At 70.4% G+C, this 19,199-nt stretch carries 23 protein-coding genes; 11 read left to right on the top strand and 12 right to left on the bottom strand.

Annotated features, from left to right (window positions below):
* Window positions 1-26: 26 nt before the first annotated feature.
* On the bottom strand, window positions 27-797 hold the full coding sequence (locus ABZU46_RS09205) for a hypothetical protein (RefSeq protein ID WP_354855930.1): 771 nt from the start codon (window positions 795-797) through the stop codon (window positions 27-29).
* Complete coding sequence (locus ABZU46_RS09200) at window positions 787-1,836, bottom strand: MBL fold metallo-hydrolase (RefSeq protein WP_354855929.1); 1,050 nt, start codon at window positions 1,834-1,836, stop codon at window positions 787-789. Before ABZU46_RS09200 ends, ABZU46_RS09205 begins: the two co-directional genes overlap by 11 nt.
* Before the next feature lie 178 nt (window positions 1,837-2,014).
* Here ABZU46_RS09200 and ABZU46_RS09195 point away from each other — a divergent pair, with 178 nt between their 5' ends.
* Window positions 2,015-3,406, top strand: coding sequence for a hypothetical protein (locus ABZU46_RS09195; RefSeq protein WP_354855928.1), 1,392 nt, complete (start codon window positions 2,015-2,017; stop codon window positions 3,404-3,406).
* On the opposite strand, the gene ABZU46_RS09190 is transcribed toward ABZU46_RS09195, so the two are convergent.
* Window positions 3,384-3,659 (bottom strand): hypothetical protein, encoded by a 276-nt coding sequence (locus ABZU46_RS09190; protein ID WP_354855927.1) that lies wholly within the window; start codon window positions 3,657-3,659, stop codon window positions 3,384-3,386. The genes ABZU46_RS09195 and ABZU46_RS09190 overlap by 23 nt on opposite strands.
* 9 nt (window positions 3,660-3,668) lie before the next feature.
* Entirely contained in the window at window positions 3,669-4,493 is an 825-nt protein-coding gene (locus tag ABZU46_RS09185) for an SDR family NAD(P)-dependent oxidoreductase (RefSeq protein ID WP_354855973.1), read from the bottom strand.
* A gap of 127 nt (window positions 4,494-4,620) precedes the next feature.
* On the opposite strand from ABZU46_RS09185, the gene ABZU46_RS09180 reads away from it, so the two are divergent.
* Window positions 4,621-5,577: a CoA ester lyase gene (locus ABZU46_RS09180; RefSeq protein WP_354855926.1), complete on the top strand. Its 957-nt coding sequence runs from the start codon at window positions 4,621-4,623 to the stop codon at window positions 5,575-5,577.
* A gap of 76 nt (window positions 5,578-5,653) precedes the next feature.
* Here ABZU46_RS09180 and ABZU46_RS09175 read toward each other — a convergent pair whose 3' ends face one another.
* Entirely contained in the window at window positions 5,654-6,151 is a 498-nt protein-coding gene (locus ABZU46_RS09175; protein WP_354855925.1) for a DUF4190 domain-containing protein, read from the bottom strand.
* Window positions 6,152-6,268: 117 nt separating this feature from the next.
* On the opposite strand from ABZU46_RS09175, the gene ABZU46_RS09170 reads away from it, so the two are divergent.
* Window positions 6,269-7,174: an SDR family NAD(P)-dependent oxidoreductase gene (locus tag ABZU46_RS09170; protein WP_354855924.1), complete on the top strand. Its 906-nt coding sequence runs from the start codon at window positions 6,269-6,271 to the stop codon at window positions 7,172-7,174.
* Between the two features lie 13 nt (window positions 7,175-7,187).
* Here the strand turns inward: ABZU46_RS09170 and ABZU46_RS09165 are convergent, their stop codons facing one another.
* Window positions 7,188-7,727 carry a DUF4190 domain-containing protein gene (locus ABZU46_RS09165; RefSeq protein ID WP_354855923.1) on the bottom strand — a complete coding sequence of 180 codons (540 nt, stop codon included), beginning with the start codon at window positions 7,725-7,727 and terminating at the stop codon, window positions 7,188-7,190.
* Between the two features lie 176 nt (window positions 7,728-7,903).
* Here ABZU46_RS09165 and ABZU46_RS09160 point away from each other — a divergent pair, with 176 nt between their 5' ends.
* On the top strand, window positions 7,904-9,100 hold the full coding sequence (locus ABZU46_RS09160) for an acyl-CoA dehydrogenase family protein (protein ID WP_354855922.1): 1,197 nt from the start codon (window positions 7,904-7,906) through the stop codon (window positions 9,098-9,100).
* On the opposite strand, the gene ABZU46_RS09155 is transcribed toward ABZU46_RS09160, so the two are convergent.
* The 3 genes from ABZU46_RS09155 to ABZU46_RS09145 form a co-directional block, all read right to left on the bottom strand.
* Window positions 9,081-9,821, bottom strand: coding sequence for a hypothetical protein (locus ABZU46_RS09155; RefSeq protein WP_354855921.1), 741 nt, complete (start codon window positions 9,819-9,821; stop codon window positions 9,081-9,083). The genes ABZU46_RS09160 and ABZU46_RS09155 overlap by 20 nt on opposite strands.
* A gap of 166 nt (window positions 9,822-9,987) precedes the next feature.
* On the bottom strand, window positions 9,988-10,395 hold the full coding sequence (locus ABZU46_RS09150; protein WP_354855920.1) for a CoA-binding protein: 408 nt from the start codon (window positions 10,393-10,395) through the stop codon (window positions 9,988-9,990).
* Between the two features lie 26 nt (window positions 10,396-10,421).
* Window positions 10,422-12,488 carry an intein-containing Rv2578c family radical SAM protein gene (locus ABZU46_RS09145; protein ID WP_354855919.1) on the bottom strand — a complete coding sequence of 689 codons (2,067 nt, stop codon included), beginning with the start codon at window positions 12,486-12,488 and terminating at the stop codon, window positions 10,422-10,424.
* A gap of 92 nt (window positions 12,489-12,580) precedes the next feature.
* On the opposite strand from ABZU46_RS09145, the gene ABZU46_RS09140 reads away from it, so the two are divergent.
* Entirely contained in the window at window positions 12,581-13,000 is a 420-nt protein-coding gene (locus tag ABZU46_RS09140; protein WP_354855918.1) for a DUF393 domain-containing protein, read from the top strand.
* Here ABZU46_RS09140 and ABZU46_RS09135 read toward each other — a convergent pair.
* The 3 genes from ABZU46_RS09135 to trxA all read right to left on the bottom strand — a co-directional run bounded on the left by ABZU46_RS09135 (window position 12,964) and on the right by trxA (window position 14,889).
* Complete coding sequence (locus ABZU46_RS09135; RefSeq protein WP_354855917.1) at window positions 12,964-13,935, bottom strand: MFS transporter permease; 972 nt, start codon at window positions 13,933-13,935, stop codon at window positions 12,964-12,966. The genes ABZU46_RS09140 and ABZU46_RS09135 overlap by 37 nt on opposite strands.
* Complete coding sequence (locus tag ABZU46_RS09130) at window positions 13,932-14,372, bottom strand: hypothetical protein (protein WP_354855916.1); 441 nt, start codon at window positions 14,370-14,372, stop codon at window positions 13,932-13,934. Before ABZU46_RS09130 ends, ABZU46_RS09135 begins: the two co-directional genes overlap by 4 nt.
* A gap of 154 nt (window positions 14,373-14,526) precedes the next feature.
* A complete protein-coding gene (gene trxA / locus ABZU46_RS09125; protein WP_030329190.1) occupies window positions 14,527-14,889 on the bottom strand; it encodes a thioredoxin in 363 nt (120 codons plus the stop codon).
* Window positions 14,890-15,437: 548 nt separating this feature from the next.
* On the opposite strand from trxA, the gene ABZU46_RS09120 reads away from it, so the two are divergent.
* The 6 genes from ABZU46_RS09120 (at window position 15,438) to ABZU46_RS09095 (ending at window position 19,176) form a co-directional block, all read left to right on the top strand.
* The gene (locus tag ABZU46_RS09120; protein WP_354855915.1) at window positions 15,438-15,953 is read left to right on the top strand and encodes a MaoC family dehydratase; all 516 of its coding nucleotides are present in this window, start codon (window positions 15,438-15,440) and stop codon (window positions 15,951-15,953) included.
* A 104-nt stretch (window positions 15,954-16,057) separates the two neighbouring features.
* Complete coding sequence (locus ABZU46_RS09115; protein WP_354855914.1) at window positions 16,058-16,582, top strand: hypothetical protein; 525 nt, start codon at window positions 16,058-16,060, stop codon at window positions 16,580-16,582.
* Between the two features lie 53 nt (window positions 16,583-16,635).
* A complete protein-coding gene (locus ABZU46_RS09110) occupies window positions 16,636-17,259 on the top strand; it encodes an RNA methyltransferase (protein WP_354855972.1) in 624 nt (207 codons plus the stop codon).
* A 49-nt stretch (window positions 17,260-17,308) separates the two neighbouring features.
* Entirely contained in the window at window positions 17,309-18,019 is a 711-nt protein-coding gene (locus ABZU46_RS09105; protein WP_354855913.1) for a DUF6758 family protein, read from the top strand.
* Between the two features lie 116 nt (window positions 18,020-18,135).
* The gene (locus ABZU46_RS09100) at window positions 18,136-18,294 is read left to right on the top strand and encodes a hypothetical protein (RefSeq protein ID WP_007455302.1); all 159 of its coding nucleotides are present in this window, start codon (window positions 18,136-18,138) and stop codon (window positions 18,292-18,294) included.
* 6 nt (window positions 18,295-18,300) lie between these two features.
* Window positions 18,301-19,176 (top strand): PH domain-containing protein, encoded by an 876-nt coding sequence (locus ABZU46_RS09095; RefSeq protein ID WP_354855912.1) that lies wholly within the window; start codon window positions 18,301-18,303, stop codon window positions 19,174-19,176.
* Window positions 19,177-19,199 lie beyond the last annotated feature (23 nt).

Here is a 19,199-nt window from a genome sequence, read left to right as displayed (position 1 = left end):
AAGACGTGCCCTATCGGACAGCGCAATTACTCCCCCGACAGACTGGGTGTCTGGCCTGCGCTCCCGTTCTGCTCGTTTGTTGCCGGTTCGGGCGGCAGGTCCAGGGCTTCGAGAAGCCGCTCGGCATAGGTGTCGGCGGCCTGGCGGACCCACGCGGGACGGATGAAGGACAGCCAGACGGCGGCGAGGCCCAAGTGCAGTCCGCCGACTACGACGAGCGGACTCGTCAGCCCGTCGCGCAGGTAGATGACGGCGTCGGCCGCAACTGACGCGGTGAGCACGACGAGCGCGAGCGGTTTGACTCCAAGCAGATTGCGGGCAAAGCCGTAGGTGGCGTTTTCGTGATCGATGAGGGGAAACTGGCCACGTCGCGAACGCACGTGAGTGATCAGGCAGCGGGTTGCTGCGATGTAGGCTTCGTCTGCCTTTTGGGGGTTGACGGCTTCTTGCCGACGGGTGGGTAGTGGAGCGCCGAACAGCGCTTCCAAGGCTTGTCGACGCCGCTGCAACATGACGCTGTTCTGAGCCTCGCGGAATCGGAGCAGCTTGGTCGTGGGCATACCGTCCCACGTCACGATCAGACGTTGCTGCGTGCGTTGGCCGAGTACGCGCACGATGTTGCTGGCAAGGAACAATGTTCCTGCGCTCAACAAGATCGGGCTCAGCGCTACGAGCGGTTTGTTGTTCGTGAGTAACGCCGAGATCAGCGCGATGGGTAGCACGGCGAGCATCGCTGGATAGATGCGAGCCCGCCGGCTGTAGGAGTCAAAGCCGCTGACCGCCTCACTAAGCTTCATCGTCGTCCTCGACCAGCGCCGGGAGTGGCTGCAAGGTGCCCCATCCCGGACGCGTCAGCGTTCCCGAGTTATGGCAGATGGGGTTCCCCTCGGTGGCTCCCACGAAGCAACCTCGACGCTTCAGGGCGTTGACCACCTTCGGTGAGGGATGCTTCGGAGCTGCCTTGGCGGAGCTGATGAAGGCGATCGTCGAGGGCGCGTGCGGCGAGTCGGGCATGCCGAGAATGCGGTTCAGGAGGGTGGGCCCCAGGTTGCGCTTGCTCCCGTGGTGCGGTGCCTGCATGAAGGACAGCGGGGATGCCGCGAAAGATCCGTATGTGTTTTCGTAGTGATCGGCGGCGGCCGTCATGGCGGGGATGCCGGCGTCTCCGGTGAACAACATTCGCTGTCCGTCCAGGGTCAGCAACGTGATCACCGAGGAGTTGTTCCGGTGGCTGGTCTCGCCGTCATCGGTCAGCGTCTCCAGCGGCAGCCAGTCGACTGCTCGTTCGAGGAGGTTGACCCCTCGCTGCCACCAGCCTCTGGCGGACGTCGCCGACGCGGCCAAGTGCTTGGCTTCCCACAACTGCTGCGCCAGCAGGGTCTCGTAGTAGCTGGTCGTCGGCCCCAGCACTGTCAGCTGACCACCGAACCGCGACTCTCCGGTGAAGGGCTCGCTCACCACCACGTTCCGGGCTTTGGCCCTATCCAGGAGTTCGTCCAGGGCCTCGAGATTGCTGAAGTCGGACACGTCACGGGCGTATGCGCGGGGCTGGTGGACCATCAGCTCCTGCACATCGAGGGCGTCCACGACGCCTGCCAGTCCATTCAGGTGGTCCGCATCGGGATGGGTGGAGATCATCAAGTCCACCACGTTCGTGCCGTAATACTCCCTGATGTGGCTGACCAGTGAGTCGGCGGTGTCCTTGAAGCCGCCGTCGATCACCACAACGGCCTGGCGCTGCTCGGCGTGCCACGTGAAATTGATCGCAATGGCGTCGCCACTCTTGCCGCCGTCCTGGTCCCGGTTCTCCACCGGCAGAAAGTCCACCTCGAACATCGTTCTCTCAATCCCACGAGATGTGTCGTACACATGATCGAACCTCGCTGGACTGTACGCCTCGGTCCTCATGGACGTCGGTCATTGTGAGAGACATCTTCTGCTCGTCACCCGTCCGACCTGTTGCTCGTTAGATGTTGAGGTGGCATCGGTTGGCTTCTTACGACACTTGACTACCGTGAAGAGCCAGACCCGCCACGCCCTCGGCCGACTCCGCGTACTCGCCCCCGAACTGGCCGAACTTGTCGGCCGTGACCCGCAGGAGGTGGCACGGTACCGCCGTCGCCGGGCCGCCGTCGCGGGAGCGCTCGCCGTCCTGGTCCTGCTCCTGGGCACCGGGTACGCGCTGCGCCCGGTCGCCCTGCCGATCCCCGCCGGCCCGAGGCACGACGCCCCTGGCCTGCCCACCAGACTCGTCGACCCGCCGCTGCGAACCGCCTCGGTGCGGGCCTCGGCACCTGGCTCGGCGGCGATGCTCTTCGGCGGTCCCGCCGTGCGCACCGATTGGTTCGAGACCCGGATGGGTGTGCTCGCCGCGGACGCCGACCGCTATCGGGTGCTGGACGCCGGTTCGGCCGTCGCGGGCTTCGAGGCGATGCTGTCCCAGGACGGCCGGTACGCCTCGATCGGTGCGACACTGCTCGACCTGCGGACCGGGAAGCTCACCCCGGATCGCACGGGCGGCTACCCGCTCGCGTTCGCGCCGAACGGGGAGCGTCTCGTCTACGCCGAGGACGACACGACGTTCACCCCGCCCAACAGCTACGGCACCCCGTACGTCGGTGTCCACGACCGCAAACTCGGCGCGGATGTGCTGCGGGTGCGGGTCGGGACGGCCTGGATTCCGCCCGGACGCACGGCCGCGCTCTCGCCCGACGGCGGGGAGTTGGCCCTCCAGGTCCGCGACGAGGTCTGGCTCACTCGGGTGGCCGACGCGGGCGCCGATCGGGTCGCCGAGCCGTACCGGAAGCTGCCGCTCGCCGGCGGCCGGCTCGCCGGGGCCGGGTCCTGGTCGCCGGACGGCGGATCGGTGGCGGTCCTGGATCGGTCCACCTGCGACGACTGCCCGGTGCCGTCCTTCCGGCGCACCTGGACGCTGGCGTTGCGATCCACCGTCGACGGTTCGCCCGTGGCCGGTGCCGCGTTCCCCCCGCTGCCTTCCCGCACGTTCGTGCAACTGCTCGGCTGGCGCTCGGCCGAGGAGGCGGTCGCGTTGGTCGGGGTGCCGGGGCCGGCGGCGGTGGACCGCCCGGACGACCACGACGTGGCCTGGGAGCCGTATCACGAGCCCGGAACGGAGGCGGTGGAACTCGTGGCGCTGCGCCGGGGCGCGCTCGCGCCGGAGGTGCTCTTCCGCACCCCGGAGGGCATCACTGAGCTGTCGGTCGCCGCCGACCTGGCGATCGACGGGGCGGTACGCGAATCCGGTCGCCCCGACTACGGGCCGCTGCCGTTCTGGGCGCTCGCGGCGGGGTTCGTGCTGGTGGTCCTGGTGGCGCTGCCCGTGCTGGGGTGGCTGCGGCGGTGGCGCGGCCGCCGTCGCCGGCCTAGCCCTCGTGCACCTCGATGACGCGGGTGGTCGGGGCGGCCTCGCCGAGGGCGGTGCGCAGGGCCGCCCGCTCCGGGTCGACCAGGAACGACTCGTAGCCGGCCCGCCCGTCGAAGGTGATCACGTGCACCTCGGCCCGCCCGTCCGTGCCGCGCAGCCGTCGTTCCAGCCGGCCACCGTGCCGGTCGAGCAGCGCCAGCACGGTGTCCTCGTAGCGCTGCCCGGCGGCCTCGGCCCCGGCCGGATACTCGACGACTGCGACAAGGGTCAGCATGACGCCACGCTATCGGTCGATGCCGACGGCCGTGGCGCTGGCTTCCCAGAGCCGGGCCGCGAGCCGCGGGTCGGCTGCCTTGCGGTACGGCCGGCGTGGCCGGCGGTTGTAGTAGTACGCCCCGTTGATGAGCCGGGCCGGATCCTGGTTGGCCAGCCAGACGAGCGTTTCGGCGCCCTTCTCGGGGCTGCGGAACGGCAGGAACCGCATACCGAACGCGACCATCGCACTGTCGTTGGCGAACCGCGTACGCACCACGCCGGGGTGGAAGCTGTGCGTGGGGATGTGCGGCCAGCGGCGGGCCGCCTCGGCGGCGAACAGAATGTTGGCCTGCTTGCTGGTGCCGTACGCGGCCATCGACCGGTAACGGCGCAGCGGCTTGTTGAGGTCGGCCGGGTCGAGCCCGCCGTAGCGGTGCGCGCCCGAGGCGGTCACCACTATCCGGCCCACCCGGTCGGCGAGCAGGTTGGTCAGCAGGAAGGGGGCCAGGTGGTTGGCCTGGATCGACAGCTCGAAGCCGTCGACGGTGGTGAGCGGTTGGAGCGCGATGGCCCCGGCGTTGTTGGCCAGCACGTCGATCCGGTCGTAAGCGTCGCGCAGCCGCTCGGCGAGCCCGCGTACGTCGTCGAGCACCGCGAAGTCGGCCCGGAACAGCTCGGGACGCTCGCCCGAGGTCTCCCGTACCCGTTCCGCCGCGGCCTGCAGGCGGGCCGGATCCCGTCCGACCAGCACCACCTGGTCTCCGCGGCACGCGAAGCTCACCGCGGCGGCCAACCCGATGCCGGAGCTGGCTCCGGTCACCACCACCAGCCGACGCCCAGTGAGATCTTCCACAGGTCCATTCACCCCGGTCATGGCGCGAGGTTACCGTGACGTCACCACGCCCTTTGGGATCGTTAAGTTTTCTTCGGAGTCAGGTGGCGTCGGCGTGCTCGCCGATCGCTGGAAGAGGAGCGCATTCATGGCCGCAGTCGGTCGTCCCCGCCGGTCCTGCCTCGCCGTGCCGGGTTCCAGCGTCAAGATGCTCGGCAAGGCGCAGGGTCTCCCCGCCGACCAGGTCTTCCTCGATCTGGAGGACGCCGTGGCGCCGCTGGCCAAGCCGGATGCGCGCAAGAACATCGTGGCCGCCCTCAACGACGGTGACTGGGCCGGCAAGACCCGGGTGGTCCGGGTCAACGACCTGACGACCCCGTGGACCTACCGGGACGTCATCGAGGTGGTCGAGGGCGCCGGCGCGAACCTGGACTGCATCATGCTGCCGAAGGTGCAGAACGCCGCCCAGGTGCAGTGGCTGGACCTGACGCTCACCCAGATCGAGAAGACAATCGGCCTTGAGGTCGGCCGGATCGGCATCGAGGCGCAGATCGAGAACGCGGCGGGTCTGGTCAACGTGGACGCCATCGCGGCCGCCTCGCCGCGCGTGGAGACCATCATTTTCGGCCCGGCCGACTTCATGGCGTCGATCAACATGAGGTCGCTGGTGGTCGGCGGCCTGATCCCGGACTACCCGGGCGACCCGTACCACTACATCCTCATGCGGATCCTGATGGCCGCGCGGATGCACGACAAGCAGGCCATCGACGGCCCCTTCCTGCAGATCCGCGACGTCGACGCGTTCCGCGAGGTGGCCAAGCGCTCGGCGGCGCTGGGCTTCGACGGCAAGTGGGTGCTGCACCCGGGCCAGATCGACGCCGCCAACGAGATCTACCAGCCGGCCCAGGCCGACTACGACCACGCCGAGCTGATCCTCGACGCGTACGAGCACTACACCTCGGAGGCCGGCGGCAAGCTCGGTGCGGTGATGCTCGGCGACGAGATGATCGACGAAGCGTCCCGCAAGATGGCGTTGGTCATCGCCGCCAAGGGCCGCGCCGCCGGGATGAGCCGTACCTCGTCGTTCACCCCACCGGCGCAGTGACGCCTCGGGCCGGGTCGGTCGCCGCCGGCTGCCGACCCGGCCTACCAGCCGGCGGTACGCGGACCCGACGACCGAGTCAGTAGCTGCTGTCGCTGCCGGCGCCCGTCGTGACCGCGAAGACGATCGCGACGACGTAGAACGCGATCGCCAGCACCATCAGCGCGGTGACGATCCAGCCGACGATGATGCCGGCCTTCGCCATTCCCTCGCCGCCCTCGCCGCTGACCCGGATCTGCTTCTGCGCCACATGGCCGAGGATCGCCCCGATCGGCGCGGTGATGCCGCAGGTGGTCAGGCCGGCCAGGGCCAGCACGAGCGCCGCGATGGCCAGCCCGTTGGTCTTCGGCGGTGGCGGGTACCCGTAACCGGGGTGCGGCGGGTAGCCGGGCGGCGCGTACGCGCCCGGCGGCAGCTGCCCACCCGCGTACGGGTCGACCGGCGCGTACGGGTTTGCGGGGCCGGGTTGGGTCGGTATCGGCTGGCCGGCCACCAGGGTCGGGTCCGGCGGCGCGCTCGACGGTTGAGCCGACCAGGTGGGGTCGGTCCAACCGCCGGGGGGTGGGGGATTGGTCATGCGAACTCTCCGTCGGCTCGGGTGCGCCGTCAGAGTAGCCAGGGGTGCCTAAACCCGATGGCCCCGCTCCCGGGTGCCGCGTTGCTCGGGCCGGTCGTAACGGGCAGGATCCCTGGCATGGCAATAGACGCGCGCGCCGCGGACCGTTCCGGCAGCCGACCGCGACGGGACGTGAGCCGTCCGGGTGCGGGCCGCCGCGGTCGGGCGGCCACGCCGGCCGGCGCACCCGGCCCCGACGAACCGGTCGCACTCACGGACCCGGTGACCATGCGGCTCGACGGTCGGGTCGCCCTGGTGACCGGGGCCGGCAGCCCGGACGGCATCGGCTACGCCACCGCCCGGCGGCTGGCCGACCTGGGGGCGCGGGTGGCCATCGTCAGCACCACCCGGCGCATCCACGAGCGGGCCGGTGAGCTGGGGGCGACCGGGTTCGTCGCGGACCTGACCGACGAGTCCGAGGTCGGCGCGCTGGCGGACGCGGTCGCCGAGCAGTTGGGTGACGTCGAGGTGCTGGTCAACAACGCCGGTCTGGCCAGCCGGGCCAGCCAGGGGGTGCTGCGTCCCGTCGCGCAGCTGACCTACGACGAGTGGCGCGGCGAGATCGACCGCAACCTGTCCACCGCGTTCCTGTGCAGTCGCGCGTTCATCGGCGGGATGGCCGAGCGGGGCTGGGGGCGGATCGTCAACCTGGCGGCCACCGCCGGGCCGGTCAACGCCCTGCCCACCGAGGCCGCGTACGCCGCCGCGAAGGCCGGCGTCGTCGGGCTGACCCGTGCGCTGGCCATGGAGATGATCGCCGACGGGGTGACCGTGAACGCGGTGGCGCCCGGCACCATCTACACGGCGGCGTCCACGATGGCCGAGATCAAGCAGGGCCTGGGCACACCGGTCGGTCGACCGGGCACCCCGGACGAGGTAGCCGCGGCCATCAGCTTCCTCTGCTCGCCGGCGGCCTCGTACATCACCGGCCAGATGCTTGTGGTGGACGGCGGCAACAGCGTCCGGGAGGCGCGCTTCCGCTGATCGGCCGGGCGGGTCAGTAGCCGCCGCTGTCGCCCGTGTTGCTGAAAATGACCAGCGCCAGCCAGCCGCAGCAGGCCAGCAGGGTCAGCGCGGTGAAGGCGTAGCCGAGGATCAGCCCCCAGGTGGCGAGCTGGTCGCCGTCCTCACCGCTGGTGCGGATCTGTCGCTTGGCCACGTGGCCGAGCACGGCGCCCGCCGGGGGGAACACGAAGGCGAACACCAGCGACAGGATCGCCAGCACGTTGGTGCCCCGACCCGGGCCGCCGGACGGCGGCGGGCCGTACTGGCCGTAGGGGCCCTGCGGCGGGTACGGCGGCTGCTGCCCCCAGTGCGCCGGCTGGTGCGGCTTCTGCTGCTCGTACGGCGACGGCTCGTCGGCGGGGGGCCCGTACGGCGAGCGTTCCGGCGACCCGAACGACGACTGGTCCGGCGGCGGCGGGTACGGCGACTGGCCGGCCGGCGGTGGCGCGTACGGCGACTGGTCCCGGGGTGGCTCGTAGGGTGACGGCGGCGGCTCGTCCCCCGGGGGGCCCGACGGTGGCGGGTAGCTCACGGCTGTCCTCCTCCTGCCGGTGCCGGAAAAGTCCTTCTTGCCGGACGGTACCCGCAGCGGTGAACCTTTTCACAGCGGTTGTGTGGACTGGTCACCTTGGCCTTGCCGACCCGGAGGCCGATACTGACCGAGCGTTCAGTTACCCATGAGTAGTGCGCTGATCCCCGGAGGCTGAGATGGCCCGACTCGCCCAGACGCCCGGCCTGACCGATGTGCAGCGATCGATCCTGGAGACCGTCCGGGAGTTCGCCGACAAGGAGATCATCCCGCACGCCCAGCGGCTGGAGCACGCCGACGAGTACCCCACCGACATCCTCGACGGGATGCGCGAGATGGGGCTGTTCGGCCTCACCATCGACGAGGAGTACGGCGGGCTCGGCGAGTCGCTGCTCACGTACGCCCTCGTGGTGGAGCAGCTGTCCCGGGGCTGGATGTCGATCTCCGGCATCGTCAACACCCACTTCATCGTGGCGTACCTGATCTCCCAGCACGGCTCGGCCGAGCAGAAGGCCCGCCTGCTGCCGAAGATGGCCACCGGCGAGGTGCGCGGCGCGTTCTCGATGTCCGAGCCGGAGACCGGCTCCGACGTCTCGGCGATCAAGTCCCGGGCCGTCCGCGACGGCGACAGCTACGTGCTCAACGGGCAGAAGATGTGGCTGACCAACGGGGCGTACTCCTCGGTGGTGGCCACCCTGGTCAAGACCGACACCGGCGCTGAGTCGGTGTACGGCAACATGAGCACCTTCCTGCTGGAGAAGGAGCCGGGCTTCGGCGAGACCGCGCCCGGCCTCACCATCCCCGGCAAGATCGAGAAAATGGGTTACAAGGGCGTCGAGACCACCGAGATGGTGCTCGACGGGGTGACCGTGCCCGACTCGGCCATCCTCGGCGGCGCCGACAAGGTGGGCCGCGGCTTCTACCAGATGATGGACGGCATCGAGGTGGGCCGCGTCAACGTGGCCGCCCGCGCCTGCGGCATCTCCATCCGCGCCTTCGAGTTGGCCGTCGCGTACGCCCAGCAGCGCAAGACCTTCGGCCAGCCGCTCGCCAGGCACCAGGCGATCGCGTTCAAGCTCGCCGAGATGGGCACGAAGATCGAGGCCGCGCACGCCCTCATGGTCAACGCCGCCCGCCTCAAGGACGCCGGCCAGCGCAACGACGTCGAGGCCGGGATGGCCAAGCTGCTCGCTTCGGAATACTGCGCGGAGGTCGTGCAGGAGGCGTTCCGCATCCACGGCGGCTACGGCTACTCCAAGGAGTACGAGATCGAGCGGCTGATGCGCGAGGCCCCGTTCCTGCTCATCGGCGAGGGCACCTCGGAGATCCAGAAGACCATCATCTCCCGCGGCCTGCTCAAGGAGTACAAGCTCTGAGCTGCCCCTGGTCCGGCTCGATGGCCAACTCCCTCGGCCGGAACCGGTAGTCCTCGAGCGCGGCGATCAGCCGGTCCTCCGGCACCGCCGTGTCCCGGCCGCCGACCACCGGCGCCGGCCGCAGCGACTGCCAGACCGCCGGCCGCAGCCGCACCCCGTTCAGCCGGCCGTCGCGCCGGTGCGGGCTGACCCGGTCGATGTTCGTCCAGTCCACGATCTGGCGGCCGTGCCGGATCTCGCTGGCGGTCAGCGCCAGCCTTCCGGTGAAGCGCGTCTCCTCGTAGACCCCACGACCGAGCCAGGCCGCGACCCCGACGGCGAGCACCGGCCGCGTCAGTTCGACCCACCGGCCGTGCGGGGGCAGGCTGGCGATCAGCCACCCTCCGATCGCGAGCAGCGTGGTCGCACCGGCCGCCAGGTCGACCCACCCGGCGAGCGACCGGCGTGCCACCAGGCCCGGTTCGACGGCGTCCAGGCCGGAGACACGCTCCCGCCAGCGCAGATGCCCGGTCCGCCGTGGCCACCACCGCCCGGTCAGCCACCGCATGCCGATGGCCGACCAGACCGCCAGGCTGGCGGTGGACGGGTTGATCCGAGGGAGCGCAAGCAGCCCACCGGCGACCCCGGCCGTCACCACCAACCCGGCCGTCAGAGCCAGGATCCGGCGCGGCCAGAGCCCGTCGCCCAGCGCCGGTACGCGGCCGCGCCGCGGGATGACCATGCCCGCAGCGTACGACCACCGGGAAACCAGTGAAGCGGGTCAGGCCGGCGGCGCGCTCGACGACGAGATGTTCGTGCCAATGCCGGCCGCTCACGTCGTGCCCACCGGCCTGTCGACGGCTTCCGGTCCGTCCGGCCGTCGGCCAGCCCGTCGGACCGACGCGCGATCAGCCGAGGCGGGTCAGGTTTCCGGCGGCGCGCTCGACGATGAGGCAGCGGTCCTCGACGTAGTCCATCCCGGCCGCCTCGGCGATCCGTCGCGCCTCGGCCGAGACGATGCCCAGTTGCAGCCAGACGGCCGGAGCGCCGATCGCCGCCGCGTCCCGCACGACCTGCACGGCGTCGGCCGCCGGCCGGAACACGTCCACCAGATCCACCGGGTGCGGGATGTCGGCCAGCGTCGGGTACGCCCGCTCGCCGAAGAGTTCGTCGACTGTCGGGTTGACCGGGATGATCCGCCAGCCGTACTGCTGCATCTGCAACGGCACGCCGTGCGCGGCCTTGCGCGGGTCGCGCGACGCGCCGACGACGGCGATGACGGCGGAGTCGGCGAGGATCTGCTGAGCGGTGCGCACCCGCCGACTGTAGCGCCGCCTGCTGGCTAGAGCAGGGTCAGCTGCTCGGCGGCCGGCGGTGGGGGCGGCTCGGGCAGCCGACGGTTGTCACCCACTTCGCCCCGGTGCAGCCCGTGGCGGCGGGCCGCGATCCGCACCCGGGCGGTCAGCTCCCGCTGGTACGCCTGCGGGGCGTACGCGCCGGCCCGGTAGAGCTCGCGGTAGCGGGGCGCGAGGTGCGGGTGCTCCCGAGCGAGCCACTGCGCGTACCACTCCCGGGCGCCCGGGCGCAGGTGCAGCGCCAGTGGAGTCACGCTGGTCGCCCCGGCGGCCGCGATCGCCGACACGGTGGCGTCGATCGACTCGTCGCCGTCGCTCAGCCCGGGCAGGATCGGCGCCATCAGCACCCCGACCTCGAAGCCGGCGTCGGTGAGTCGGCGGACCGCGTCGAGCCGGCGGCTCGGGTGCGGCGTGCCCGGCTCGACGCCACGCCAGAGCTGCTCGTCGACGAAGCCCACCGAGTAGGAGATGCCGACTCTGGTCACCTCGGCGGCCTGGCGCAGCAGCGGCAGGTCTCGCAGGATCAGCGTGCCCTTGGTCAGGATCGAGAACGGGTTGGCGAAGTCGCGCAGGGCCGCGATGATCTGCGGCATCAGCCGGTAACGCCCCTCGGCCCTCTGGTAGCAGTCCACGTTGGTGCCCATGGCCACGTGCGCGCCCCGCCACTTCGGCGCGGCCAGCTCCCGCCGTACCAGCTCACCGGCGTTGACCTTCACGATCACCTGCCGGTCGAAGTCCGCACCGGCATCAAGATCGAGATAGGTGTGGGTGTTTCTGGCGAAGCAGTTGTGGCTCACGACTCCGTCGGCGATGAAGTCGCCGGTGCCGGTGGTGATGTCCCACAGCGGCAACTCCAGCCCGAGCGCTTGAATGTCGACAACCCTGAGTGCGGCCTTGCATTTCAGAGCGGCACCCGCGATCGAACGCTTGCGAGTGATGGCCGGGTCGGTCAGGTGGAAGAAGCGCAACCGCGCCGGGAGACCGCCGGTCAGCCGTACATAGCGCAGGCGGTTCGTCCGCCTCCGGTCCTCGAGGACGGTGGCGAATCCAAAGGCGCGCAGTGCTTCCGTCGTGTGGCTGAGGACCTGATCGTCGCAGTTGGCGATTCTCAGGATGCCCTGGCTGCAACTGCCTTCGGCATCGAAGATGCCAGCAAGGAACCCTCGTTGCCAGTCAGGAGTCGAATGCTGCGGCCATTGGACGATCTCCCTGATTGCATCGACCTTCTGCTTTCCCGAGGCGCGGATCGCCTCCATCGGCCGCCGGTCGGGCCTGGCCTGGCCAAAGGAGGTGCGGCTTGTGTCGACGCCCTCTTCCTTCAGATACCGCTCGGTACGATCGAGGGCCTCGCTGTCCGCGAGCGCCAAGCGGAACTGGTGACTCCAGCTCCTGCCTGTGGCGTAGGTGCCTATGGTTCCGTCGCCGCGCACCATGCCGCAGAGATAGCCGCGACGGTAGTCGTGGGAGGCCTTCGGAGTTGTCTCGAACGCCCCAGTGCCGATCAGGCGATTGTTGGTGGTGAGGTAGGGCCGTTGATCGGTGCCGAACATGCCGCCGGTGATGTGTTTCCAGCCTCGCTCCGTCAGGAAGCGGTGGTCCCCGCTGGCGACGAGCGTCGTGCCGTCCTCCAGGGTGACGCGATAAGCCGGTTTCACGGTGGACCACTTGTCGAGGACGGTGGTGACGACGTATCGGCGGTAGGCGCCGCGTCGCTCGGTCCCGTAGATGCGGTCGCCCGACGCCAGCTCGCTGATCGGTTTTGTGCGTCCGTCCGCCATCAGAATGGGGGTGTCGCCCGATACGCAGTAAACACAAGCATGACTGCATCCTCGGTACGGGTTGATCGTCCACTCGAAGGGCACGCGGGACTGGCCGGGCACCCGGTTGAGGATGGACTTGGCCTGCACCTCGTGAAAGGTCATCCCGGCGAACTCGGGGGTGTCGAAGGTGCGCACGATGGCGCCGGGCAGCGCCAGCGGCAGGGGTGGCGTCGCTGGCGCTGCCCGCTCGGGGTCTCCCTCAACCGGGGGAGCGGTGAGGTTGTCCCAGCGCATGGCCACTATTCGAACACGTGTACGAGGCCCGCGCAAGTGACTCGCCGGACACCGGAGCCCACCGGGCGGTCGCGCGGGGGAGGATGGACGCCATGGAGAGGTCGACCTTCGTCTACGACGGGGACTGCGCGTTCTGCACGAGTTGCGCGGAGTTCATCGAACGCCGCATCCCCACCGCCGCCCGGGTGGTGCCCTGGCAGTTCGCCGATCTGGACGCGCTCGGCCTCACGGCCGCCCAGTGCGAGGAGGCCGTGCAGTGGGTCGGCGCGGATGGCTCACGCGCCGCCGGGCCGGACGCCATCGCGAAGCTGCTCGCCGCGAGTGGTCCGCTCTGGCGGGTCGCCGGAGCGGGGCTGCGGTTTCCGCCGGCACGCGCCGTGGCCTGGCCCGCGTACCGCTGGGTGGCGCGCAACCGGCACCGGCTCCCGGGCGGCACGGCGGCGTGCTCGCTGCCGCAGGAGGCCCGGGAGCGGCTCTACGGGCCGGCCGGCCGCCCGAGCGCCGGGGCCTGATCCCCGAGCCGCGCCGGCTCCGTGCCGGCGTCCGCCGGGGCCTGATCGCGTGGTTCGGGGTCGGCGTTCGGTGGGGCCGGCTCCGGCGCGTCCGTAGGTGCGCCGGGGGTCTCGCGGCCGGTCAACCGGCGGGCCCAGACCAGCGGGCGGACCCGCTCCAGCGGCAGGAAGCTCGTCATCGCGGCGAGGTGGGGTGCGAACGAGATCGTGATGGTCGCGATGGTCACCACGTGGAACGAGTAGAAGAAGCCGACCATGGCCAGTCGCCAGCGGGCCGGCAGCAGGAACACCACGGGGCTGAACAGTTCGAAGGCCACGATGCCGAACTGGGCGACGATCAGCAGGTACGGCACCTGGGCGATGAGGTCCGCCAGGTCGGTGCCACGTCGGATGATGGCCCGCGCCAGCACCGAGCCGGTCAGCCAGTCCAGGCCGCCGAAGCGCAGCTTGGCCCAGGCCGCCAGGAAGTACGTGCAGATCACCGCGATCTGGGTGACCCGCAGCGCCCAGCCGCCGGCCTCGGTGCGGGTGGTGTCGCCGTGGCGGGCCCGGCCGGCGGTGGGCAGCACGGCCAGTGCGACGAGGAGCCCGAACCGGTCGTGGTCGACCTTTCCGTAGCTCATCGCGATGATCATCCACTCGAGGTAGAGCGCGCAGACCGACCAGCCGAGCAGCCGGGGCGCCCGGCCGGTCGCGGCGAGCAGGGTGAGCAGCAGCAGCGCCCAGAAGATCACCGCCACCACCGTCGGCGTCGGCGTCGGCAGCGGGAGCAGCCGGCCGATCAGCAGGGGCTGGTACAGCTCACCGGGCACGCTGGCCCTGGTGCGTACCCATGGGGTGAAGACCACCAGGTCGGCGGCGACGAAGAGGTAGATCAGGGTGCGGAAGGCGGCGATCCGGCCGCGCGGCACCGCCTCGGTCAGCCAGCCGCTCATCGGGAGACCTGCCAGCGGACCACGGTCTCGTCGGTGTGCTGCCCGGTGGGTCGGCCGGCGCGGATGCCGTGCCAGCGGATGACGATGCGAACCTCGACCAGCGCCGGGGCGTCCGGGTGGCGTTCGGCGTACGCGTCGGCCACCTCGGCGAGCAGCGTCGGGTCGGCTGCGTACCGGTCCTGCTGGCCCTCGATCTCGGCGCGGCGGATGCCGGTGGCGCCCTGGTCGAGGTCGACCACCGCGCCGGCGCTGTTCACCCCCTCCACGCGGGTGTCCGGGGCGGGGGCGTTCGGCGGGTTGGAGGTGGCGTACATCCGGAACGGGCCGAACGGGAAGTCGTCGTCGCTGCCCCAGAAGGTGCCGAGCAGCAGCAGGACGAGACCGAGGGCGGTCGCGCCCAGCCGGGTCGCGCGCCCGCGGGTGGTCAGGGTCTCCATCGGGTCGTGACGATACGGGATGTACCGGCCGTGCGGGGTCCCACCGATGGCCAGTTCCGCCTGCCCAGGTCGATGATCACGCGCCGGTGCCCGGGTACGACGAAGGGCCGGACCCGAACCGGGCCCGGCCCTCGCGCGCCGTCACGGGGACGGCTCAGTGGTTGTGCTCGGCCAGCTGCTTGCGGACGTCGTCCATGTCCAGCGCCTCGACCTGCTCGATCAGGTTCTCCAGCGCGGACTCGGGAAGCGCGCCCGGCTGGGCGAAGACGATGACGCCGTCGCGGATCGCCATGATCGTCGGGATCGACCGGATGTCGAACTTCGCACCCAGCTCCTGCTGGGCCTCGGTGTCGACCTTGCCGAAGACGATGTTCTGGTGCTTCTCCGAGGAGCGCTCGTAGACCGGGGCGAACCGCTTGCACGGACCACACCAGTCGGCCCAGAAGTCGACCAGGACGATGCCGTCGTTGCCGGTCACCTCGTCGAAGTTCGCCGAGGTCAGCTCAACGGTTGCCATTGCACTCTCCGATCACCGCGGTTTGTCTGCGTCCCGTAGAACCAGGGCTGACCGTATCGAATTCCCGGGCCGTCCAGCACGAAACGTGCGCAGGGCTGCCCGGGGCCCTCGGCGGCCATCGAACTGCGTCAGTTCATCCCGTCCTGCGGAACGCAAGTGCATGACGCACTTGCGTGACCTGCGGTGATGGGAGCGGTTCCAAGGAGATCCACCCGATCGAGCGCTACGAATCGGTAACTTGAGCCCTGACGAGGAGGTATCCGGCCTGCGGAGATCGCTGATCACCCCGCTCTCCGTCACACAGAGTAGTGTTACAAAAAGATAAATGTGACCTCGATCTCTGTCGAACCTACGCCGTCGTAGGGCAGAATTCCTCACATCAGAGCGTGGGCGGCGGGTGCCGGGGAGGGCCCCGCCGCTCATTGCGTCTCCCCTCGGGTGAGTGACCGGTGTGACATTTCCGCCGGGGTCCGGCCCCGACCGTCGCCTTAACCATCGGTAAGGCATGCTGTGCCGAACTCCATCGCCGCCCGTCGAAGGGGACCAGGATGCAGTTCGGCCGCTACTACGAGGAGTTCGAGGTCGGCGCGGTCTACCGGCACTGGCCGGGTAAGACCGTCACCGAGTACGACGACCACCTCTTCTGCCTGCTCACCATGAACCACCACCCGCTGCACATGGACGCGCACTACGCCGCGACGGCCAGCCAGTTCAAGCGCAACGTGGTGGTCGGCAACTACATCTACTCGCTGCTGCTCGGCATGTCGGTGCCGGACGTCAGCGGCAAGGCCATCGCCAACCTGGAGGTCGAGTCGCTGCGGCACGTGGCGCCCACCTTCCACGGCGACACCATCTACGGCGAGACGACGGTGCTGGACAAGCGCGAGTCCGGCTCCAAGCCAGACCGGGGCGTCGTGTCCGTGGAGACCCGGGGCTACAACCAGGACGGCACCATGGTCTGCGTGTTCCGCCGCAAGGTCATGGTCCCCAAGCGGGAGTACGCGGCCGACGCCGTCGCCGAGGGAGTGGACCCGGAGCGGCCCAGCTTCCCGAACCCGCGCTGAACCCCCGGCGGCGCTGAGCAGGAGTCGCCGCCGCCGAGGCACGGGCCTCCATCCCGCACAGCAGGTTCTGTCGGGGAGGGGGCCCGTCGCCCGTTTCGGGGCTTATGCTGGCGCCGGAGGTTCCGATGAGCCACTCCGTCGCCGGAGAGCCGCCCTCTGCCGGCCGCCGCGCCGCACCCTTGACCACCGCCGTCTACTCCGCCGCCGAGTGGGACCTGCTCACCAGCCTGCCCGCTCGGGTGCTCGTGGCCGCCGCAGCGCCAGGCGCCGGCCGCCCGGAGCGGGGGGTGATGGCGGGCCTCGCGGGTCTGGACGCGGTGGCTGCCGGCCGCGGGTTCGACAGTGATCTGGTCCGTGCCGTGGTCGCCGCGATCTACGCCCGCCACGACGGCGCCCCGGCGCCCGTCGAGCGACTCACCGACCTGGTGGACCTGCTGGTTGCGTGCCGGGCGGCGGTTCGGGTCCTGCGCCGGCGCGCTGATCCCGCCGACTCGGCCGCGTACCGCCAGTGGGTGCAGTCGGTCGCGGCCCGCGTCTGCCGGGCGGTGCCCGGCCCCGGCGGACGTCCGGCCAGCCCCGCCGACCAACGGTTCCTGGACCGGCTGGGTGACGCGCTCGGCCTCGGCTGAGGTCGGCGGGCCGTCGCGGCGGACGCCGAGGTGGCCCGTACCCTCTGATGACCGTGACCGACGACCAGCTTGAGGTGGGCGTGGGCCCCTGGCCGGGGGACCCGCCCGAGGACCCGCGCTACGACCCGGAGTTGCTGGCCGAGGGGGACCGGCGCAACGTGGTCGACCGCTACCGCTACTGGCGACACGACGCGATCGTCGCCGACCTGGACCGACGCCGGCACGGCTTCCACGTCGCCATCGAGAACTGGCAGCACGATTTCAACATCGGCACGGTGGTGCGCAACGCCAACGCCTTCAACGCCGCCGAGGTGCACATCGTCGGACGGCGACGGTGGAACCGGCGCGGCGCGATGGTCACCGACCGCTACCAGCACGTCCGGCACCACGCGACGATCGAGGAGTTCGTCGACTGGGCGGCGGGGCGGCGGCTGCCCGTGCTCGGCATCGACAACCTGCCCGGCTCCCGCCCGCTGGAGACCGGCGTCCTGCCGCGGGACTGCGTGCTGCTCTTCGGCCAGGAGGGGCCCGGCCTGTCCGAGCCCGCGCGCGCTGCCTGCGCTGCGCTCTACTCCATCGCCCAGTACGGCTCCACCCGGTCCATCAACGCGGGTGTGGCCAGCGGCATCGCCATGCACGCGTGGATCCGCACGCACGCCGGCCCGCCACCGGACTGACCCTCGCCCCGTCGGCGCAATCGGGCGTTTCCGGCTTGACGTGCCAGCGATGCCGGGTGACGGTGGGGTTGTGAGTGTCGCGGTGAGTTGTCCGAGATGCGGGGGCCCGGTACGGGCGCCGGATCTGATGCACACCGAGTCGAGGTGCCTGCGCTGCGGTCCCGTGCCGCCGCTGCACGTGCCCGAACACATCGGAGCGGAGATCGTCGCGAGCGTGGTGGAGCGGATCGCCGCGACCGCGGGTCCACCGGGGACGCCGCTGTGGTGCCCGTGGCCGCTGCCACCAGGTTGGACCCTCACCGGCGTGGCGTACGCCGGTGACGACCGCACCGGGGTGCGGGCGACCGCGGTGGCCTGCGCGGGGCCGGCGCCGCTCGACGACGGTCCGGCGGATCTGGTCTTCGTGGCCGAGGAGCCGGGCGTCGGCCTGGGCACCCGGCTCGCCGGCCTGGCCGGCCCGGATCCCGGACCGGAACTCGTCGACGCGCTGACCGACCCCGGACCGGGGCATCCGGAGCACGTGGGGCAGGCCAGGATCCGCGTCGGCGGGCACCCGACTCCACTGTGGCTGGTGAATTCTCCGACGGATCGAAGCGCGTACGCCGGCGAGGCTCGGGGAATGTGGCTGCATGCGATAGCCTGGCCGGCGAGTGCGGGTCACCTCCTCGCGGAAGACGTCGTGTTGCACGACCTCACCGAGTGGACTCCGCCCGAGCTCGTGTACGGCGCACCATCCCCGTACCTGTCCGGGAGGGCTTGACAACCTTCCGGGTTTGACGGAGAACGGACGCAGATCTTCACTGTACGACACCACACTGATACTCTGGGTGCCGCTGCGGTAATGGGACCCGGCGCCGCGCGAGAGGATGGCCCGCCATGGTCAAGAAGGTCCTCACCTGGGCCGGAATCGCATTCTTGATCTTCTTCGTCGCCTATCGGCCAAACTCTGCGGCTGATGTTTTCAAGTCGCTGGGCGGCGGGATCATGGACATCGCCCAGGGGTTCGGCGACTTCTTCACCAGCCTCGTCGCCTAACCGTCGATGGGCAGCCCCTCCGGTCCACCCTTCGACCCGGACGACCCCGACCGGGAACGTCGCGAGCGCGACACCGAGCCGATACCGCGGATCGGGCCGGATGACGGCCCGGGCTACGGAGCCGGTCCCGGCCTGTCCGACGGGCCGTCCCTTTCGGACGACGTCGGCTACGGCGAAGGGCCCGGCTACGCCGGCGAAGGGCGGTCCGGCCGGGGCTGGATCCGTGATCCCGAGGCCGCCTACCAGCCACCGCAGATCTCCGAGGACGAGCTCGCGGGGCTGCGTGCCGACGCGACGGGGGCGACTCCCCGGCGGGTGCTTCCGTTGGAAGACGAGCCCAGCTCGCTGGTCGCCCGCTACCTCTTCCCCACCGAGCGCTACCGGGGCGAGTGGAAGCGGCACTGGATCCACCTCACCAACCCGATCCTGATCGGCATCGCGGCGACGTTCGTGCTCGGCTACCTGTCCGGTTTCCTCGCCGGCAACAACGTGGGCGCGCTGACGACCATCGCGGTGCTGCTCTGGTTCGCCGTCATGGGCTGGGTGGCCTGGAGAGTCGCCGACTGGTGGTATGACCGGTTCATCCTGACCAACAAGCGGGTCATGGTGGTCAACGGCATCGTCACCCGCAAGGTGGCCATGATGCCCCTGGTCCGGGTCACCGACATGAAGTACGAGCAGACGCCGACCGGCCGCGCACTCAACTACGGCACCTTCGTGCTGGAGTCCGCCGGCCAGGAGCAGGCGCTGCGCGAGATCAAGAACCTGCCCAACCCGAACGAGCTGTACCTGCGAGTCGTGGAAGAGATGTACGAGCCGCAGGCGGTCGAGGCGCGGTTGGGCAAGGAGGCCGACGAGGCCAAGGCCGACGACGGGGCGTGAAAGTTTTCGTCCGAACATCGGAG

Source organism: Micromonospora sp. NPDC005197 (assembly GCF_040608295.1).
In the GTDB taxonomy this organism is placed as follows: domain Bacteria; phylum Actinomycetota; class Actinomycetes; order Mycobacteriales; family Micromonosporaceae; genus Micromonospora.
The sequence above is the reverse complement of the archived record's forward strand: the minus strand, read 5'-3'. Positions and strand labels throughout refer to the sequence as shown.

Excerpts from the sequence above, each read along its gene's own strand:
- ABZU46_RS09205 (WP_354855930.1), bottom strand. The coding sequence starts at position 797 with ATGAAGCTTAGTGAGGCGGTCAGCGGCTTTGACTCCTACAGCCGGCGG.
- ABZU46_RS09200 (WP_354855929.1), bottom strand. The coding sequence starts at position 1,836 with ATGTTCGAGGTGGACTTTCTGCCGGTGGAGAACCGGGACCAGGACGGC.
- ABZU46_RS09190 (WP_354855927.1), bottom strand. The coding sequence starts at position 3,659 with ATGCTGACCCTTGTCGCAGTCGTCGAGTATCCGGCCGGGGCCGAGGCC.
- ABZU46_RS09180 (WP_354855926.1), top strand. The coding sequence starts at position 4,621 with ATGGCCGCAGTCGGTCGTCCCCGCCGGTCCTGCCTCGCCGTGCCGGGT.
- ABZU46_RS09175 (WP_354855925.1), bottom strand. The coding sequence starts at position 6,151 with ATGACCAATCCCCCACCCCCCGGCGGTTGGACCGACCCCACCTGGTCG.
- ABZU46_RS09170 (WP_354855924.1), top strand. The coding sequence starts at position 6,269 with ATGGCAATAGACGCGCGCGCCGCGGACCGTTCCGGCAGCCGACCGCGA.
- ABZU46_RS09160 (WP_354855922.1), top strand. The coding sequence starts at position 7,904 with ATGGCCCGACTCGCCCAGACGCCCGGCCTGACCGATGTGCAGCGATCG.
- ABZU46_RS09155 (WP_354855921.1), bottom strand. The coding sequence starts at position 9,821 with ATGGTCATCCCGCGGCGCGGCCGCGTACCGGCGCTGGGCGACGGGCTC.
- ABZU46_RS09145 (WP_354855919.1), bottom strand. The coding sequence starts at position 12,488 with ATGCGCTGGGACAACCTCACCGCTCCCCCGGTTGAGGGAGACCCCGAG.
- ABZU46_RS09140 (WP_354855918.1), top strand. The coding sequence starts at position 12,581 with ATGGAGAGGTCGACCTTCGTCTACGACGGGGACTGCGCGTTCTGCACG.
- ABZU46_RS09135 (WP_354855917.1), bottom strand. The coding sequence starts at position 13,935 with ATGAGCGGCTGGCTGACCGAGGCGGTGCCGCGCGGCCGGATCGCCGCC.
- ABZU46_RS09130 (WP_354855916.1), bottom strand. The coding sequence starts at position 14,372 with ATGGAGACCCTGACCACCCGCGGGCGCGCGACCCGGCTGGGCGCGACC.
- trxA (WP_030329190.1), bottom strand. The coding sequence starts at position 14,889 with ATGGCAACCGTTGAGCTGACCTCGGCGAACTTCGACGAGGTGACCGGC.
- ABZU46_RS09120 (WP_354855915.1), top strand. The coding sequence starts at position 15,438 with ATGCAGTTCGGCCGCTACTACGAGGAGTTCGAGGTCGGCGCGGTCTAC.
- ABZU46_RS09115 (WP_354855914.1), top strand. The coding sequence starts at position 16,058 with ATGCTGGCGCCGGAGGTTCCGATGAGCCACTCCGTCGCCGGAGAGCCG.
- ABZU46_RS09105 (WP_354855913.1), top strand. The coding sequence starts at position 17,309 with ATGCCGGGTGACGGTGGGGTTGTGAGTGTCGCGGTGAGTTGTCCGAGA.
- ABZU46_RS09100 (WP_007455302.1), top strand. The coding sequence starts at position 18,136 with ATGGTCAAGAAGGTCCTCACCTGGGCCGGAATCGCATTCTTGATCTTC.
- ABZU46_RS09095 (WP_354855912.1), top strand. The coding sequence starts at position 18,301 with ATGGGCAGCCCCTCCGGTCCACCCTTCGACCCGGACGACCCCGACCGG.